We start from the raw sequence: 16777 nt of genomic DNA on the forward strand, positions 1-16777 counted from the left end.
TACTAATATTTCGTAGCACCTTCTTTTTTATTCAATTTCAAAATCAACAATGATATAAGCGAGAATAACAATGAAGAAAATACTAACGGCTGGCGCTGTTAATACGTGGCCAGACATAAAGCCAATGCCAAGTGATAGAATGAGTGTGCTCGCTAATAGCATATACTTTACGGTCATGATTTTCTTAAAGTTTGTGATCATGCGGATGAATAATTTAATACTAAAGTATAGAAGTGGTATTAAGTAAATAAGGAAACCGACAATTCCAAATGCGAAAAATAGGTCATGGAAGTCCATTTCAATTAATTTAATTTTATCTGTGTAGTTACCAGCGTAACCCATTCCGAATAGTTTTTGTGAAAGCGGTGCGTCTTTATAGTACTGTTTGTATGTTTTTAAGAATTTGTCGCGATCGCTGTAAATTAAACTTTTTACTTCAGAATCTGTAAGTTCACCTTTTGCATGTTTTTTTGCATCTTCTGGATCTTCTTTAATTACTTTTCCTTCTTTTCGATCTTTTTCTTCTTGTACTGATTTTTTGTATTCGTATATTTGCATGTGAATGCCCATATTTTTTGCGATAGGAGTATGCGGTGTAAGAGCAATTAAACCTCCTAGTATAACTGCGGCAACAACGGTATTTACAATATGTGTGAATCCTTTTCCTTCTTTTTTACGATTTATCATATATTCAATGAATGAGAAGAAAAGTGCTACGCCTAATGTAATAACAATTGCGCCATATCCGACTTTCGTTCCGACCATAATACTTGCATACATCGCAAGTATTGTTGGAATCCAGTAATATATTTTCGAGAAAGAAGTTGTTTTATGAATCGAATATAAGACAATGATTGGGAACATAATGGCGAAAAGAGAACTTAAATCATTTCCAGCGAAGAACCAACCTCTTGAACCGATTTTTGAATGAGGATAGCTTGGGAAATCCGTTCCAGTTTGCATTGCGACAATCATTGTGATGCTTAAAATTAAAGTTGCATATAAGAAATATGTAATGATTTTATGAAATACATACTCTTTATTTTTTAGCTCTTTAAAGGCGATAATATATCCAAACAGTAGCACAATTGGATATATGCTCTTTAAAATGAATTTAACTTCTTCTCCAAATGAAAATGGAGATTTAACCATCATATTATTTACAAGACCGATTGCGAGTGCGATTCCGAGTAAACATAAATAGAGGATGTACTTTTTCGCATCTTGTTGTTTGTGATGAAGAAGTAGGTATCCTAATGCAAGAAGCATAAAGGCGAAACGGACTACAACTCCAACTGTTGCGCTCATGTGTAGTATATAGATTGAAAAAGATGTTAATAAATCTAAAATTGGTTGAAACACAATGAATAGCAATAGGAAATGTGGGAAGTAGTTATCCGTTTGTTTCAACTTATTAACCATATGTTCCTCCAGTTCTTCATTCCTTTATTACAACACCCAAAAGATGGGTATAAAGCCTTTTTTACATAGTAAGGCGAATGAATTTCAATATTTGTTTTTTTATCAAACTTAAGAATACACCATTTCATTGTAATGGTAAATAGATGAAAAGCATGGATAAACCGACTTTAATTTCTATATTTTTCAACGGAATTGTATGTTTTATACGGTATATGTACAAATTGCGAGATTATTAGACAGAAAATTGAGAAAAAAGAAGGATTTTTCAATGGTTCTCTATAATTATATAAGTATAATCTTTATGGAGAAAAGAGGGGTATATATAATGGAAATAACAAGTAAAACAGAATCTGTCGTTGTGAAATATGAAGGCCACGTTGCAACGGTTATGGTCAATCGCCCAGAGGTGTTAAATGCGTTAGATGAGCCGACATTAAAAGAGTTATTACAAAAGTTGAAAGAAGTAGCGGAAAGTTCTGCGCATATCGTTGTGTTATGCGGGAACGGCCGTGGTTTTTCTGCGGGTGGGGATATTAAATCGATGCTTTCAAGTAATGATGAAAGTAAGTTTGATGGCATTATGAATACTATTTCTGAAGTTGTCGTGACGTTATATACGATGCCAAAGCTTGTTATTAGTGCAATTCATGGACCAACTGCAGGTCTTGGGTTAAGTATTGCGTTAACAGCTGATTATGTAATGGCGGATATATCATCTGTTATTGCGATGAACTTTATTGGAATCGCTTTAATTCCAGATGGAGGCGGTCATTTCTTCCTTCAAAAGCGCGTCGGTGAAAATATGACGAAGCAAATTATTTGGGAAGGCAAGAAATTATCGGCGAGCGAAGCGCTTGATATCGGCTTAATTGATGAAGTAATCGGCGAAGATTTCCAAACGGCTGTGAAGCAAAAAATTAATGAATGGTCACAAAAACCGATTAAAGCAATGATTCAAACGAAGCAAATTTTATGTGAAGTAAATCGCTCTAATTTAGAGCAAACATTGCAATTAGAAAAGCGTGGTCAATATGCAATGAGACAAACAGCGGATCATAAGGAAGGAATTGCTGCGTTTTTAGAGAAACGTTTACCAGCATTTAAAGGGGAATAAAGTTTGTCCATTCCTCACTGATTATTAGCTCGTTAATTCGGGATAAAGGGGAGAAAGTGCTAACACATTTTAGTATAATTGTGTTAGCACTTTTTTTAAGGAGTAATACATGAAGAAAATGATCGGTGTTATCACTATTATTTTGCTTACATATTCTGCTTTGCATAGTACACCATCTTTAGCAGTTCGGACTGCGTTGTTTTTTGAGGGACATCCAAGTGTTGCATTTTCTGACGGGGTGACGAAAGAAAAAGATGTGAAAAAAGAAGCGATTCCAGATGAGTATCAAACTCTATATGGTAAGGACGAAGACTTAGAGCACTATTTCTTTCCACATGTAAGAGCACATGGATCAGGAATTGATATGTTAAGTGCGTGCGTGAAGAAAAAATGGTTTTTCTATAAAGCAGAGCTCGGATGTTATTAAATATAGGAGGATGAATGATGTCAGCATATAACAAGTTAGTAAGAGATCGTGTTCCAGAGAAGATTTTAATGTCTGGAAAAACGTATACAGCACAAAAATTAACAGGTCAAGCATACATACAAGCTTTAGCGAAAATTGGAACAGAAGAAATTCGTGAATTTGCTTCTATGAAAGAACGCGAACATGCGCTAGATTCTCTTGCGGATGCGCTAGAAGTTATCATTTCATTAGCACGTGCAGAAGGTGCATCGATTGAAGATGTGGAACGCCTTCGTAAGAAAAAAGAAGTAGAGCGCGGTGGATTTGAAAGAGGTATTTATTTATTAGACGTTTCAGAAGAATAGTTTTATAGGAAAAGCATAGCGTTAATGAGTAACGCTATGCTTTTTTGTTGCAATGAAGCTAATAATGAAGAAGATAGCTGTTAATATCCAGCCGATTGTAATAGAAGTAGTAGTATGAATGGCATAAGAGATTTGTAAACAAAATAATGATGCTAAAAACCAAATGAGTGCAATGTGTATATATTTTTTTGATATATTCATATTTCAGGACTCCTTTTGTATACTAAAAAGAATTTTACTACAATTTAGAAAATTAAGCTATATAAGTAGAGGTTTTCTGGCGAATTTTGTATACTGAATAGTAGAGAAAATGAGGAGGAAACGACAATGGCACATCATACGAAAGAAACGATGGAACTGATTAAGGAGCTTGTCTCTATTCCGAGTCCATCTGGAAATACAGCAAAAATTATTAATTTCATTGAAAACTATGTCAGTGAGTGGAACGTAGAAACGAAGCGTAACAATAAAGGCGCTCTTATTTTAACGGTAAAAGGGAAGAATGATGCGCAGCACCGCTTATTAACGGCACACGTTGATACGTTAGGTGCGATGGTGAAAGAAATTAAGCCTGATGGTCGCCTGAGTCTTTCTATGATTGGTGGATTTCGCTGGAACTCTGTAGAAGGGGAATATTGCGAAATTGAAACATCAAGTGGCAAGACGTATACAGGAACGATTTTAATGCATCAAACATCTGTACATGTATATAAAGATGCAGGTGAAGCAAAACGCGATGAGAAAAATATTGAAGTTCGTATTGATGAGCGCGTATTTTCAGCTGATGAAGTACGCGAATTAGGAATTGAAGTAGGAGACTTCGTTTCATTTGATCCGCGCGTTCAAATTACAGAGAGTGGATACATAAAATCACGTCATTTAGATGACAAAGTAAGTGTTGCGATTTTATTAAAATTAATTAAAAGATTACAAGATGAAAACGTAACATTACCATATACGACGCATTTCTTAATTTCTAATAATGAAGAGATTGGATACGGTGGTAATTCTAACATTCCAGAAGAAACTGTTGAATACTTAGCAGTTGATATGGGAGCGTTAGGTGATGGACAAACATCTGATGAATATACAGTATCTATTTGTGCAAAAGACTCTAGCGGCCCGTATCATTACGCACTGCGTAAACATTTAGTAGAGCTTGCGAAAACGAATCATATTGAATATAAAGTAGATATCTATCCATACTACGGATCTGATGCATCAGCTGCGATTCGCGCGGGATTTGATGTGAAACATGCTTTAATTGGAGCGGGTATTGATTCTTCTCACGCATTTGAACGTACACATGAAAGTTCTATTGCGCATACAGAAGCATTAGTGTATGCATATGTAATGTCTAATTTAATTGAAGAATAATTTCATAGATAATAGAGAGCTGATAAAAAATAATATTTTTAATCAGCTTTTTATTTGGCGAAGCGATTAGGAGACATGTCCTAATCGTTTTTTTTATCCTGCTATTTGTGGGTTGATTAAAGTTTTATTTTATATACATTCATTATAAGTTATATATATGCGATTTTTGTTATAAGGCCGGAAACGTATTTACTATAGATATATAATGTTATACACTATGAAAGGAATTAATTAATAGTTAATATTTTTTAGTTAGCTTGAATAAAAAAATTGTATGAATATGAAGTTTTGAGAGGAGATTTATTTTTCATGAAGTACAAAGCAATAGCCGCAGGTTTATTAGCAGCAAATTTACTAGCACATCCAATTAGTAGTTTAGCAGAAACGAAGAAATTTCCTGATGTTTCAGATAGTGCGTGGTCGAAAGACGCAATTTATTATTTAGTAGAGAGAAATGTAATTAACGGTATGCCAGATGGTAACTTTATGCCATACGGAAATTTAACACGTGCCCAGGCAGCAAAGATTATCGCAACAGCAATTGGTGCTAAAGTAGATCCGAATGCAAAGCCGTCTTATAATGATGCAAAAAATAATTGGGCAGCTTCATTTATTGCAGCCATGGAAAAAGAGAATATTATTAAAGGGCGAGAACCAGGAGTATTTGATCCTGAAGGAAAAGTAACCCGTGCTGAAATGGCAGCTATGCTTGTAAGAGCATATAATCTGAAAAGCAAAGTAACAGGACCAGTTCCTACAAAATTCGCTGATTTAGAGAATCATTGGGGTAAAGAAGAAGTTAATATTTTAGTAGAATTAAAACTTTCTTTAGGTACAGAGAATGGCTGGAAACCGAATGATTCTATTACGCGTGAACAAGCAGCTCAGCTTACTGCGCAAACAGATAAATTTAGCAAGAATAGTGATCGTCCAGTAGAAACAAAGAAAATGTACATAGATAGAAAATTCATTACATATCACGCACCATCATTAAGTTCTGGGATTAGTGCGAATCAGCATAACCCACAAACGGTTGAAATTAAAGAAGAACGAGATGGATGGATCAAAATTGCAACAAGTAACGGTGATAAATGGACACCTTTAGTAGAGAAAACAGAAGTTATTAATGAAGGATTCACTACTTATGCAGAAGCTTCTTCTTCATCAAAAGTAATGGGAACACATAACGCACAGCAAGTAACTGTTATTGAAGAGAACGGCAGCTGGATTCGTATCCGCATGGGCGCTGGTTTCCAATGGGTTAATAAAAATCAATTAAATCCAGTGAAGCAAGGGAATTTCTTAGAAGGAAAAGCGATTATTATTGATCCAGGTCATGGTGGAGCAGATTCAGGTAATCCAGGTTATTATGAGAAAGAAAGTGAAACTGTATTAGATGTATCATTACGATTACAGAAAATATTTGAGAAAAAGACACCATTTACTGTGTTATTCACTCGTACAGATGATACACGTCCAGGAACAAGTGCTTCTGATTCTTTAAAGAAACGTGTAGAATTTGCTCAAAAAAATAATGGGGATATTTTTGTAAGTATTCATGGTAATGGCACGGAAGAGAAAAATGGACAAGGTACAGAAACATTCTACTATGAATCAGCGACAGCAAGAGGAACAAATCCTAACGTATCAGAAAGTCGTTTACTAGCAGAAAAAATTCAAGAGCGTCTTGTAGATGCACTGGGAACAAAAGATCGTGGTGTGAAAAAAGGCGATTTATACGTAATTAGAGAAAATACAATGCCAGCTGTATTAGCAGAATTAGCATTTGTAGATAATAAAAGTGATGCAGATAAAATAGCTACACCAGCGCAAAGACAAAATGCAGCGGAAGCTATTTATCAAGGTATTTTAGATTACTATGAAGAAATGGGTAACAACGTGTCTTCTTTCCGTTAATAAATAATAAGAGATTGCCATTGGCAGTCTCTTTTATTTATTAACGTTTCTCTTTATTTCCGGCATATGATATCATTTAATTTTATATACAAAAAAGTATTTGAGTAATTGTAATCATAACAATTTTAAACGATAGAGGATGATAATAGATTGAATAATCATAGTAAAACACCTGCCTGTATATATACGTATGCATTTCGTGAGGAGGAGCGTGCTTTATGTTACTTGGAAATGCGCTCGTTCTTTGGAATGGAGTCGCACGTTAATATTTTAAAAAGTGATGTAAAAATTGACCCGAGTAGAAGTGCGTTTATGAAAGAGCGCGTTGAGGTTATGTATGAAGGGGACGACTTAAAAAGCATTTTAAAACAAGTGGAACAAATTGATTTAGCGGGGGCGTCGTTTAAAGTTATCTTCGTTAAAATCAATGACCTCGTTGGAGAAAATAAAATTGAATATGGAGAAAGACGTCTTATTGAACGAGACCTTGGCATGCATATTGAAGGAGAAGCGGATGTTCGTAATCCAGAGCGTGTATTCGGGATTGTTCCTCTTGGAGGACGCTGGTACTTCGGGCACTATGTAGAAAGCGAACCAGTTTGGTATCATCACATAAAAAAACCGCATAGTTATTCGACATCACTTAGCACACGTGTTGCGAGATCGGTTGCAAATATCGCTGTACCAAATCCAGAGGGAGTACGAGCAATTGACCCGTGCTGCGGTATTGGAACAGTAGTAGTAGAAGCACTTTCTATGGGGATTAACATCGTTGGTAGAGATATAAATCCACTTGTAGTTCTTGGAACAAGAAAAAATATCGCACATTTCGGATTTGAAGGAACAGTCACAAAAGGAACAATCGAGGAAATTACTGAGAACTACGACGTTGCCATTATCGATATGCCGTACGACCTATTTACGCATGCCACACCAGAAGACCAGCTCTCCATTCTTTCAAGTGCACGCCGCATCGCTAAAAAGGTAGTCGTTGTAACGATGGAGACAATGGACGACATGATCCATGAAGCAGGATTTGAAATTACAGATCGCTGTATTACAAGAAAAGGATCATTTACTAGACAAATTCTTGTTTGTGAATAGAAAGAGAAAGGTCACCCGTTTGGGTGACCTTTTTAGTGTAGTTTGATGTGTGATTGATTGGCAGTTTGCAGGTGGCGATAAGTTGATATTGTGATAGGAGTCTATTACTGTTCTTTTAATTTTTCTTGTTGTGCGATGAGTAAATTGCGTAATATGTGTCCGCGGTAACTTTCTAGTTTTCGACCTTCATGATAGCGCACGCCTAATTTTTTAAGTTCAGCTACGTACCAGCCCTTTGTTCCGTAATACATGGGATCACTTCCTTTTTGCTTTTGAACAGTATATGTTGGGGGGCGAAGTAACTTTACATTGAAAATAATAAGACTGGTTGTATCAAGGGGGCCCCCATAACATAGCCTCTGGACAGTGTATAAAAAAATAGACAGTAGTGTATGTTTTTCTAAAAAATGCATACAAATTTATACCCTATGCGTTGGCATGATATTTGCAATGAAAAGAGTATCAACGTATAGGGGAGAGATCGAAATGAAGGTTAGTAAAATATATACAACGATTGATGCACACGTAGCTGGGGAGCCGCTTCGAATTATTACGGGCGGAGTGCCAGAAATAAAAGGAGGAACGCAGCTGGAAAGACGCGCCTACTGTATGGAACATTTGGATTACCTTCGTGAATTTCTTATGTATGAACCGAGAGGGCATCACGGAATGTACGGTTGTATCATTACACCGCCAGCAAGTGCCCACGCTGATTTTGGTGTTTTATTTATGCACAATGAAGGATGGAGTACGATGTGTGGTCACGGTATTATCGCTGTTATTACAGTTGGAATTGAAACAGGCATGTTTGAAGTGAAGGGGGAAAAACAAAAGTTCATTATTGATAGCCCGGCTGGGGAAGTCATTGCGTATGCAAAATATAACGGGAGTGAAGTAGAATCTGTATCATTTGAAAATGTCCCTTCCTTTGTATACAAAAAGGACGTTCCTATTAAAATAGATAACTATGAATTTCAAGTAGATATCGCGTTTGGAGGAGCATTTTACGCTGTTGTAGACTGTAAAGAATTTGGTTTGAAAGTTGATTTCAAAGATTTATCTGCTATTCAAATGTGGGGCGGTAAAATTAAACATTATATAGAGAGCAAAATGGAAGTGAAACATCCACTTGAAGAAGGATTGAAAGGAATATACGGCGTTATCTTTTCAGATGAACCGAAAGACAAAGGTGCTACGCTACGAAATGTAACGATTTTTGCTGATGGGCAAGTAGACCGTTCTCCTTGCGGTACAGGAACTTCCGCGAGAATCGCAACTCTTTTTGAAAAAGCTACCTTGCAAAAAGGAGAAGTATTCATCCATGAATGCATTACTGATGGGAAATTCCAGGGAGAAGTATTATCCGTAACCGCAGTAGATACATATGAAGCTGTCGTTCCAAAAGTAACGGGGAATGCCTTTATTACAGGATTTCATCAGTTCGTTGTAGATCCGAGAGATGATTTGAATCGAGGATTTTTGTTAGGATAAGGGGAGGGGGTGGAAAGATATGTTAGTCATAAGCGCGAACGAACAAAGAAACTTAGTAAATATGAATGAAGTTATTGAATACGCGGCGCTTGCTTTAAAAGAATTTTCCGCAGAAAGAACGATTACACCAATAAGGGGCTCATTACCATTTGCGAACGAGCAAAATACGGCATTAATTATGCCTTCAGTAGCGGAAGGGCTTGAGGCGCTTGGAGTAAAAATAGTAACGGTAGTCCCGCAAAATAAACAGATAGGAAAGAAAACAATCAATGGGATTGTGATGCTATCAGACTTTCAAACGGGAGAACCGCTCGCACTTCTAGAAGGATCGTACTTAACGATGATCCGAACGGGCGCCTTATCAGGAGTAGCGACAAAATATTTAGCTCGTCATAACGCAAAAACTTTATGCATTATCGGCACGGGCGAACAAGCGAAAGGAATTGCCGAAGCAATATTTGCGGTTAGAGATATCGAAAAAGTCATTTTATACAATCGAACAGAAGAAAAAGCGTATGCATTTGCGCAACATATACAAGAGAAATTTGGTAAACCTGCTTACGTTTACAGGGATCCAAATGAAGCAGTACGTGAAGCAGACATCATCGTCACAACTACGAACGCAACCACACCAGTCTTCTCAGAAACACTACAAAAAGGCGTCCACGTAAACGCCGTCGGCTCATTCAGACCGAGCATGCAAGAACTACCCTCACATGCCATAGCTAAAGCAAACAAAGTAGTAGTCGAATCAAAAGAAGCAGCACTAGACGAAACAGGAGACCTTCAAGTTCCGATAAAAGAAGGTCTATTCAAAGCAAACGCCATTCACGCTGAACTTGGTCAAATTATAAGCGGAGAAAAAGCTGGCCGCGAAAATGATGAAGAGATTACTATTTTCAAATCAGTTGGTTTAGCGGTAGTAGATATTATCGTTGCGAAGTATTTGTATGAGAAAGCGGTGGAGCAAGGAGTAGGGAATAAGATTCAGTTTTGAGACTGCCTTTTGGTGGTCTTTTTTGTTGGGATGGGTGTGCTAGTATTTATAATTGAAGCCTTTTAATATTATGTTGAAATATATGAATTCTGCGCGGACATCAAATCATTCATTCAATTGGTATATGAAAAAGTTGCACCTCTAATTATTAGAGATGCAACTTTTTACCATTCACGCCATTCTTCTGTTATATCTTCCTCGGATTCTAAGCCAGCTATTCGTGCTGCTGTATCGATAAATTCATAGAGATCTTCTCTTTCCATTGTTTCGATAAAATGGTCATGTTCGATATTTAATTCATTTAATTTAATAACTACCTCTTTAACAACTTGCATTACTTCGACTTCGGTTGGATTCTCTCCTAATCGCTGTAAATTGTTAATGTAAGTGTCAAGAACTGTATTTGTTGCACTTATATTTTCTTCAGTAAAAAATTCCCCATCTTCATCATACTCAACCCATGAGGTTGTTGGTTTATTTTTTTTTAATTCATCAAATGTCATGATAACCTCCTAAATGTGTTTTTTGTCTTTAATTTCATTCTACATTTTCGATCATATAAAACAATCATTTTAGAGGGATTTTCTGTAAGTTGATAGTTTTTTAACCCATTTTATGAGGCTACTTATTCGTGGTCTTTTTATTTTCTCCTCCGCATAAATATAGTTAATCGCAAGAATGCATTAATAGATTACAAACTTTCTACCTTTGCGAAAAAGTTTGACAATACATACCGGTAGTGGTAATTTAAAACCTATAAGAAAACTCGGTATTAATTCCGAGTTTTCTTATAGGTGTAAATAGTCGAGAGGGGTCGAAATATGAAGAAGAAGTTGTTTGTATTACCATTTGTCCTACTATTATTTATTGCATTAGCTGCTTGTTCAGGGGAAAAAGATTCGAAGCAAGCGAGCACTAGTAAATCAGGGACTCCGAAAGATGGAGGGGCGTTAACGATTGGTGTTAGCGATAATCCAGATACGATGAATCCGCTTTATGCGAATGATCGTGTGTCATTAACTGTGCAGCAAGCTTTATATGCGCCGCTATATCATATGGAAGACGGTAAGAAAAAGTTTGTTCTTGCTGAGAGCTTTACGCCTTCAGAAGATCAATTAACGTGGACATTGAAATTAAAAGATAATTTGAAATGGCATGATGGTAAGAAAATTACATCAGACGATATAGCATTTACATTCCAATCTATTTTAGATGAGAAGCAAAATAGCTCAAGTCGTGAAAACTTTATTTTTAAAGGAAAGCCGCTTGAGGTGAAAAAGGTAGATGAGTTAACCACTCAATTCGTTTTACCACAAGTAAGCGCATCTTTCGAAGGTGTGATGAATGATTTCTTCCCAATTCCGAAACATGTATTTGAAGGGGAAGCAGATTTAGCGAAGAGTAAGAAAAACTTACAGCCTGTAGGATCAGGGCCATTTAAGTTTAAAGAGTATAAATCAGATGAGTACGTTGCATTAGATCGATTTGATGATTATGTAGGTGGGAAAGCTAAATTAGACTCTATCGTATACCGCGTTGTAAAAGACCGTAATACAGCAAATGTTTCACTGCAAAATGGTCAAATCAACATGAAAATGATTGAGCCGCAAGACTTTAAGAAACTAGATAGCACTGGGAACTTCTCAATGGTGACATTCCCTGAAGGTAGATTATTCTACTTATCTTATAACATGAATACAGATTTGATGAAGAAAAAAGAAGTGCGCCAAGCAATTGCGCATGCGTTAGATAAAAAAGAAATGATTAACTCAGCATTCGTTTCGGGTGAATTTGCAGAACCAGCAAATTCAATCTTAACGCCAGACGCTATGTATTATGCGAAAGATATTAAAGACTATAAGTATGATAAAAAAGAAGCGAAAGATTTATTAGCAAAAGCTGGCGTGAAAGATAAGGAAAAAGTACGTGTGATGTATGTAACGAATAATAAAATTATGGAAAGCTTAGCGCTTTATACACAACAAAAATTAAAAGAAGTTGGCTTAGAAGTTGAACTAAATGCATTAGATGCTAGTGCGGCAAGTGAAAAAGGCTTAGATAAAGAGAATAAAGAATATGATATTACATTTGGTGGTTACATAATGGGACCTGAGCCAGATTCATATAAGAGCTTATTCTTAAGTAATGCTGAATACAATTATGCACGATATAAAAACGCTGATTTCGATAAGTTATGGGAAGAAGCTGCAGTTGAAACAGATAAAACAAAACGCGCAGAGCTATACCATAAAATTCAAGAGACAGCTAGAGAAGACGTACCTTATCTACCAATCGCGTATCCGAAAGCAGTTATTGCAGTAGATAAAAAGTTTGATGGATTAAAAGAAGCGAAAGCAATTCCTGTCACAATGTTTGAAGATCTATCTAAGATTTATGAAGTGAAATAAGAAACAATAAAGAAGCTGGTGGAAATCAGCTTCTTTAGCTTGAGGGGGGAAGTTTGTGTATAAAGTAATTGCGAAGAGGCTTTTAAATGCAATTCCGCTTTTATTTGTTATTTCTATTATTTCTTTTCTATTAATAAAACTAGCGCCGGGGGATCCGGTTCGAAACTTTGTTACGCCAAACATGAGTCCAATTGATGTTGAGCGTATTCGTAAAAGTTTAGGACTAGATCAACCAATTTACGTGCAGTATTTTTTATGGTTAAAAAATATTTTAACAGGAAACTTTGGTTACTCACTTCAAAATCATCGTCCTGTTTTGGAACTTATCACAGAAAGATTACCTGCAACAATTGGATTAATGGGATCATCTTTACTCGTCTCATTCGTAATCGCAATACCACTTGGACTATTTACAGGTGTGAAAAAGAATTCGTTCTTTGACCGCATTGTAAACTTTATTTCATACGTTGGTATTTCTATGCCGGTTTTCTGGTTTGCACTACTATTAGTCTACTTATTCTCTTTAAAATTGAACCTACTTCCGAGTATGGGTATGCGCACCGTAGGTAAAGATTCTGTCTGGGATATTGTGCAACACGGCATTTTACCTTGCATGGTGTTAGCGTTCCAAAACGTATCTGTTTATATGAGATATATTCGTTCAAGTACGATTCAGCAATTAGAAGAAGAATATGTACAAATTCAATATGCGTACGGCGCTTCAAAGAAAACGGTGTTATTTAATCACGTACTTCGAAATGTATTAATACCGATCATTACAATTTTCGGATTATCGATTCCAAGTTTAGTAGGCGGAGCGTTTATTACGGAAACAGTATTCTCATGGCCGGGTCTTGGTTCACTTGGGGTAAATGCTATTTTTAGATTTGATTATCCGATTATCATGGCAATTACATTACTATCATCATTCATGTTAATTCTCGGTAACTTAATTGCTGATATTTTATATGGCGTAGTAGATCCGCGCATTCGAATGAGGGGGTGATTTGGAATGAATAATAGGAGATTTCAAACGATAAAACATAGCTTTACGAAAAATAAGTTTGTTGCAATGGGAGTTATTATACTTGCGGTTTTAACGGTCGCATCAATTTTCGCATTCGTATCGCCGTACGATCCTAGTAAAATGTCAATTCCAGATCGCTTACAAGAACCAAGTATGAGTCATCCTTTCGGAACGGATGATTACGGAAGGGATTACTTAACGAGAGCGTTATATGGCGGACGAGTTTCACTTGCGGTCGGTTTCCTTGCGATGGTTGTTTCTATTACAATCGGGACCGCAGTCGGAACAATTAGCGGATATTTTGGAGGAAAGTTAGACAACTTTTTAATGCGAGTTGTTGAAGTACTTATGTCAATTCCATCATTCTTTTTAATGCTACTATTAAATGCGTATTTAAAACCAGGAATTACGACGTTAGTTCTTATTATCGGATTACTAACATGGATGGACACCGCGCGCATTGTAAGGGCAGAAACGTTATCTGTAAAAGAGCGTGAGTACGTTTTATACGCAAAAGTATCAGGACAAAAATCACTTATGATTATTGTAAGACATATCATTCCTAACATTTTATCAACCATTATTATCGCCGCGACATTAACGATTGCGACATCGATTTTAATGGAATCATCACTTAGTTTCTTAGGTTTAGGTATTAGAGAACCAGATTCTTCTTGGGGCAGCATGCTAAACAATGCGCAAGGATATATTGGTGAAGCTTGGTATTTAACGCTCTTCCCAGGATTCCTTATCCTTTTAACGGTACTTAGTTTTAACGTAATTGGTGAAGCGTTGAAGAAAGCTTTCGCACCAAAAGGAGCCGGACATGAAAACTAAAGTGTTAAGTGAAAGGAGTGAGAAGCGTGTCTGAAAAACTACTAGAAGTGAAAAATTTAAAAACTTCTTTTTTCATAGAAAGTGGCGAAGTTGAAGCGGTTCGCGGCGTTACATTTCGCTTAAATAAAGGAGAAGTAGTCGGTATCGTTGGGGAATCTGGAAGCGGAAAGAGTGTAATGGCGAAGTCTGTTATGTCTCTCGTTACGTCACCAGGAAAAGTGAAAGAAGGGGAAATCCTTTTTCATAATGAAAACATACTTTCTAAATCTGAAAAAGAATTACGTTCTATTAGAGGAAATCAAATTTCACTTATCTCTCAAGACCCAATGTCAGCGCTAAATCCAGTCGTGAAAATTGGGAAACAAATGACGGAAGTAATTATACGTCATCAAAAAGTGAAAAAGAAAGAAGCAGAGCAAATCGCGATTAACTTGTTAAAACAAGTCGGCCTTTCGTCGCCAGAAGAAAGGGTAAAACAATATCCGCATGAACTAAGCGGTGGTATGAAGCAGCGGGTTATGATCGCAATGGCGATGTCTTGCAACCCTGACCTTCTTATTGCGGACGAGCCGACGACTGCACTTGATGTAACGATACAAGCACAAATACTAGATTTAATGAAAAACTTAAAGAACGAAACGAATATGGCGTTACTTCTTATTACGCATGACTTAGGAATTGTCGCGCAAAACTGTACGCGCGTCATCGTTATGTATGGCGGGCTTATTATGGAAGAAGGACCTGTACTTGATATTTTCCAATCGCCGAATCATCCATATACGAAAGGGCTATTAAACTCTCTGCCAAAAATATCGAACGGTGTAAAAGAAAGACTCGCTCCTATTCAAGGTGTAACACCAAACTTATTAAACCCGCCACAAGGTTGCCCATTCGGAGAGCGTTGCCCGCATGCGATGGACATTTGTGAAAAAGAACGTCCGCCATATTTTGAAATCGGAAACGAAAGACGTTCCATGTGCTGGTTAAACGATAAGACAGTAGGTGATTCACATGCATGAAGAAAACTTAATTGAAGTTCGGAACTTAAAAAAGTATTTTCCTATTAAAAAAGGACTATTTGGCAGGAAAACAGAGCAATTAAAAGCAGTCGATGACCTTAGCTTCACCATTAAAAAAGGTGAAACATTCGGTTTAGTAGGAGAATCAGGTTGCGGAAAATCAACGACAGGAAGAAGCATCATTCGTTTACACGATGTCACTTCAGGTAACGTTTTATTCGACGGAAAAGATATCGCAAGTTTAAAAGAAAGTGAACTAAAAGAATATAGAAAACGAATGCAAATTATTTTCCAAGATCCATACGCATCATTAAACCCGGCAATGAACGTATTCCAAATTATTAGCGAACCGATGAACATTCACGGTTCCTACGAAAAAGAAGAACAAAAAGAAATCATTTTAGACCTTCTGAAAAAGGTAGGCTTAAAAGAAGAACATTTATATCGCTACCCGCACGAATTTAGTGGAGGCCAGCGCCAGCGCATTAGCATCGCGCGCGCACTATCTGTAAAACCTGACTTTATCCTATGTGACGAACCAATCTCAGCACTCGATGTCTCAGTCCAAGCACAAGTCGTAAACATGCTGCAAGACATTCAAGAAGAAACAGGAGTCACATACTTATTCATCGCACATGACCTATCGATGGTAAGGCACATCTCAGATAGAATCGGAGTCATGTATTTAGGAAACATAGTAGAAATTGCCGACAGCGAAGACCTATACACAAAACCGGCACATCCATACACACAAGCACTACTCTCATCTATGCCAGAACCAGATCCAACAAACACTGGGAAAGAAAGAATAATCCTAGAGGGAGAAGTACCAAGCCCACTAAACTCACCATCCGGCTGCAAATTCAGAACGCGCTGCAAATTCGCCACTGAAAAATGCGCACAGGAAGTACCGAAGATGGTTGAGATTGCGAAGGGGCATCAGGTGGCTTGTCATTTGTTTTAGAGGGAGAGCACTAGGGGGACCTGGTGCTTTTTGTTTTACATGGGCATTAAGCTAACAAAGGGAATTATTAGATACGAAATGCTTCTTGTTCAAAAATAAAAATTTTTGATTAGCAGTGCTCCAAAATTAGGTGGAGAAAACACTATGGAATTATGCGGTAATCAAAGGGGACAGGTTCTACAAAATTAAATGTTTTAGAATTTAAGTCATTTTTTATAGTAAATAAACTCAATATGTAGTACGTATTATTTTGTAAGATGAAACAAACATTAGTTATACATGCATAATTTATAATAACCTTCATATTGGTAAGGTTAAATTTAGACTTA

The 16777-nt window shown here is 36.8% G+C and carries 17 protein-coding genes; 13 read left to right on the top strand and 4 right to left on the bottom strand.

The window, feature by feature from the left end; genetic code table 11:
* Window positions 1-27 precede the first annotated feature (27 nt).
* On the bottom strand, window positions 28-1422 hold the full coding sequence (locus tag ACS2FK_RS05475; protein WP_063546577.1) for an O-antigen ligase family protein: 1395 nt from the start codon (window positions 1420-1422) through the stop codon (window positions 28-30).
* A 301-nt stretch (window positions 1423-1723) separates the two neighbouring features.
* Here ACS2FK_RS05475 and ACS2FK_RS05480 point away from each other — a divergent pair, with 301 nt between their 5' ends.
* From ACS2FK_RS05480 to ACS2FK_RS05490, 3 genes are all read left to right on the top strand, one after another.
* Entirely contained in the window at window positions 1724-2536 is an 813-nt protein-coding gene (locus tag ACS2FK_RS05480) for an enoyl-CoA hydratase (protein ID WP_003269647.1), read from the top strand.
* Window positions 2537-2645: 109 nt separating this feature from the next.
* On the top strand, window positions 2646-2963 hold the full coding sequence (locus tag ACS2FK_RS05485; protein ID WP_000738198.1) for a hypothetical protein: 318 nt from the start codon (window positions 2646-2648) through the stop codon (window positions 2961-2963).
* Between the two features lie 17 nt (window positions 2964-2980).
* On the top strand, window positions 2981-3307 hold the full coding sequence (locus tag ACS2FK_RS05490) for a nucleoside triphosphate pyrophosphohydrolase (protein WP_001277348.1): 327 nt from the start codon (window positions 2981-2983) through the stop codon (window positions 3305-3307).
* Between the two features lie 21 nt (window positions 3308-3328).
* On the opposite strand, the gene ACS2FK_RS05495 is transcribed toward ACS2FK_RS05490, so the two are convergent.
* Window positions 3329-3508 carry a hypothetical protein gene (locus ACS2FK_RS05495; protein WP_001027083.1) on the bottom strand — a complete coding sequence of 60 codons (180 nt, stop codon included), beginning with the start codon at window positions 3506-3508 and terminating at the stop codon, window positions 3329-3331.
* A gap of 126 nt (window positions 3509-3634) precedes the next feature.
* Here ACS2FK_RS05495 and ACS2FK_RS05500 point away from each other — a divergent pair, with 126 nt between their 5' ends.
* The 3 genes from ACS2FK_RS05500 (at window position 3635) to ACS2FK_RS05510 (ending at window position 7705) form a co-directional block, all read left to right on the top strand.
* Complete coding sequence (locus tag ACS2FK_RS05500) at window positions 3635-4684, top strand: M42 family metallopeptidase (protein WP_000930086.1); 1050 nt, start codon at window positions 3635-3637, stop codon at window positions 4682-4684.
* A 309-nt stretch (window positions 4685-4993) separates the two neighbouring features.
* Entirely contained in the window at window positions 4994-6601 is a 1608-nt protein-coding gene (locus ACS2FK_RS05505; RefSeq protein ID WP_000875328.1) for an N-acetylmuramoyl-L-alanine amidase, read from the top strand.
* Window positions 6602-6751: 150 nt separating this feature from the next.
* Window positions 6752-7705, top strand: a complete 954-nt coding sequence (locus tag ACS2FK_RS05510; RefSeq protein WP_063546579.1) for a TRM11 family SAM-dependent methyltransferase — start codon at window positions 6752-6754, stop codon at window positions 7703-7705.
* Window positions 7706-7809: 104 nt separating this feature from the next.
* Here ACS2FK_RS05510 and ACS2FK_RS05515 read toward each other — a convergent pair whose 3' ends face one another.
* The gene (locus ACS2FK_RS05515) at window positions 7810-8085 is read right to left on the bottom strand and encodes a YflJ family protein (protein ID WP_115609907.1); all 276 of its coding nucleotides are present in this window, start codon (window positions 8083-8085) and stop codon (window positions 7810-7812) included.
* 106 nt (window positions 8086-8191) lie between these two features.
* Between ACS2FK_RS05515 and ACS2FK_RS05520 the strand changes: the two genes are divergently transcribed.
* Both ACS2FK_RS05520 and ACS2FK_RS05525 read left to right on the top strand, forming a co-directional pair.
* Window positions 8192-9196, top strand: a complete 1005-nt coding sequence (locus ACS2FK_RS05520; protein WP_063546585.1) for a proline racemase family protein — start codon at window positions 8192-8194, stop codon at window positions 9194-9196.
* 19 nt (window positions 9197-9215) lie between these two features.
* Window positions 9216-10193: an ornithine cyclodeaminase family protein gene (locus ACS2FK_RS05525; RefSeq protein ID WP_063546587.1), complete on the top strand. Its 978-nt coding sequence runs from the start codon at window positions 9216-9218 to the stop codon at window positions 10191-10193.
* A 164-nt stretch (window positions 10194-10357) separates the two neighbouring features.
* Here ACS2FK_RS05525 and ACS2FK_RS05530 read toward each other — a convergent pair whose 3' ends face one another.
* Complete coding sequence (locus ACS2FK_RS05530; RefSeq protein ID WP_000141782.1) at window positions 10358-10696, bottom strand: hypothetical protein; 339 nt, start codon at window positions 10694-10696, stop codon at window positions 10358-10360.
* 318 nt (window positions 10697-11014) lie between these two features.
* Between ACS2FK_RS05530 and ACS2FK_RS05535 the strand changes: the two genes are divergently transcribed.
* Genes ACS2FK_RS05535 through ACS2FK_RS05555 form a run of 5 tightly spaced genes read left to right on the top strand, consistent with a single transcriptional unit; the run spans window position 11015 to window position 16448 of the window.
* Window positions 11015-12601 carry an ABC transporter substrate-binding protein gene (locus tag ACS2FK_RS05535; protein WP_000727717.1) on the top strand — a complete coding sequence of 529 codons (1587 nt, stop codon included), beginning with the start codon at window positions 11015-11017 and terminating at the stop codon, window positions 12599-12601.
* A 55-nt stretch (window positions 12602-12656) separates the two neighbouring features.
* Entirely contained in the window at window positions 12657-13607 is a 951-nt protein-coding gene (locus tag ACS2FK_RS05540; protein ID WP_000278778.1) for an ABC transporter permease, read from the top strand.
* 6 nt (window positions 13608-13613) lie between these two features.
* On the top strand, window positions 13614-14465 hold the full coding sequence (locus ACS2FK_RS05545; RefSeq protein WP_001065285.1) for an ABC transporter permease: 852 nt from the start codon (window positions 13614-13616) through the stop codon (window positions 14463-14465).
* A gap of 26 nt (window positions 14466-14491) precedes the next feature.
* Window positions 14492-15484, top strand: coding sequence for an ABC transporter ATP-binding protein (locus ACS2FK_RS05550; protein ID WP_063546589.1), 993 nt, complete (start codon window positions 14492-14494; stop codon window positions 15482-15484).
* Complete coding sequence (locus ACS2FK_RS05555; protein ID WP_000544136.1) at window positions 15477-16448, top strand: ABC transporter ATP-binding protein; 972 nt, start codon at window positions 15477-15479, stop codon at window positions 16446-16448. The genes ACS2FK_RS05550 and ACS2FK_RS05555 overlap by 8 nt, the downstream gene beginning before the upstream one ends.
* Window positions 16449-16777 lie beyond the last annotated feature (329 nt).

It is taken from the genome of Bacillus cereus group sp. BceL220 (genome assembly GCF_051776965.1).
Lineage (GTDB): Bacteria > Bacillota > Bacilli > Bacillales > Bacillaceae_G > Bacillus_A > Bacillus_A cereus.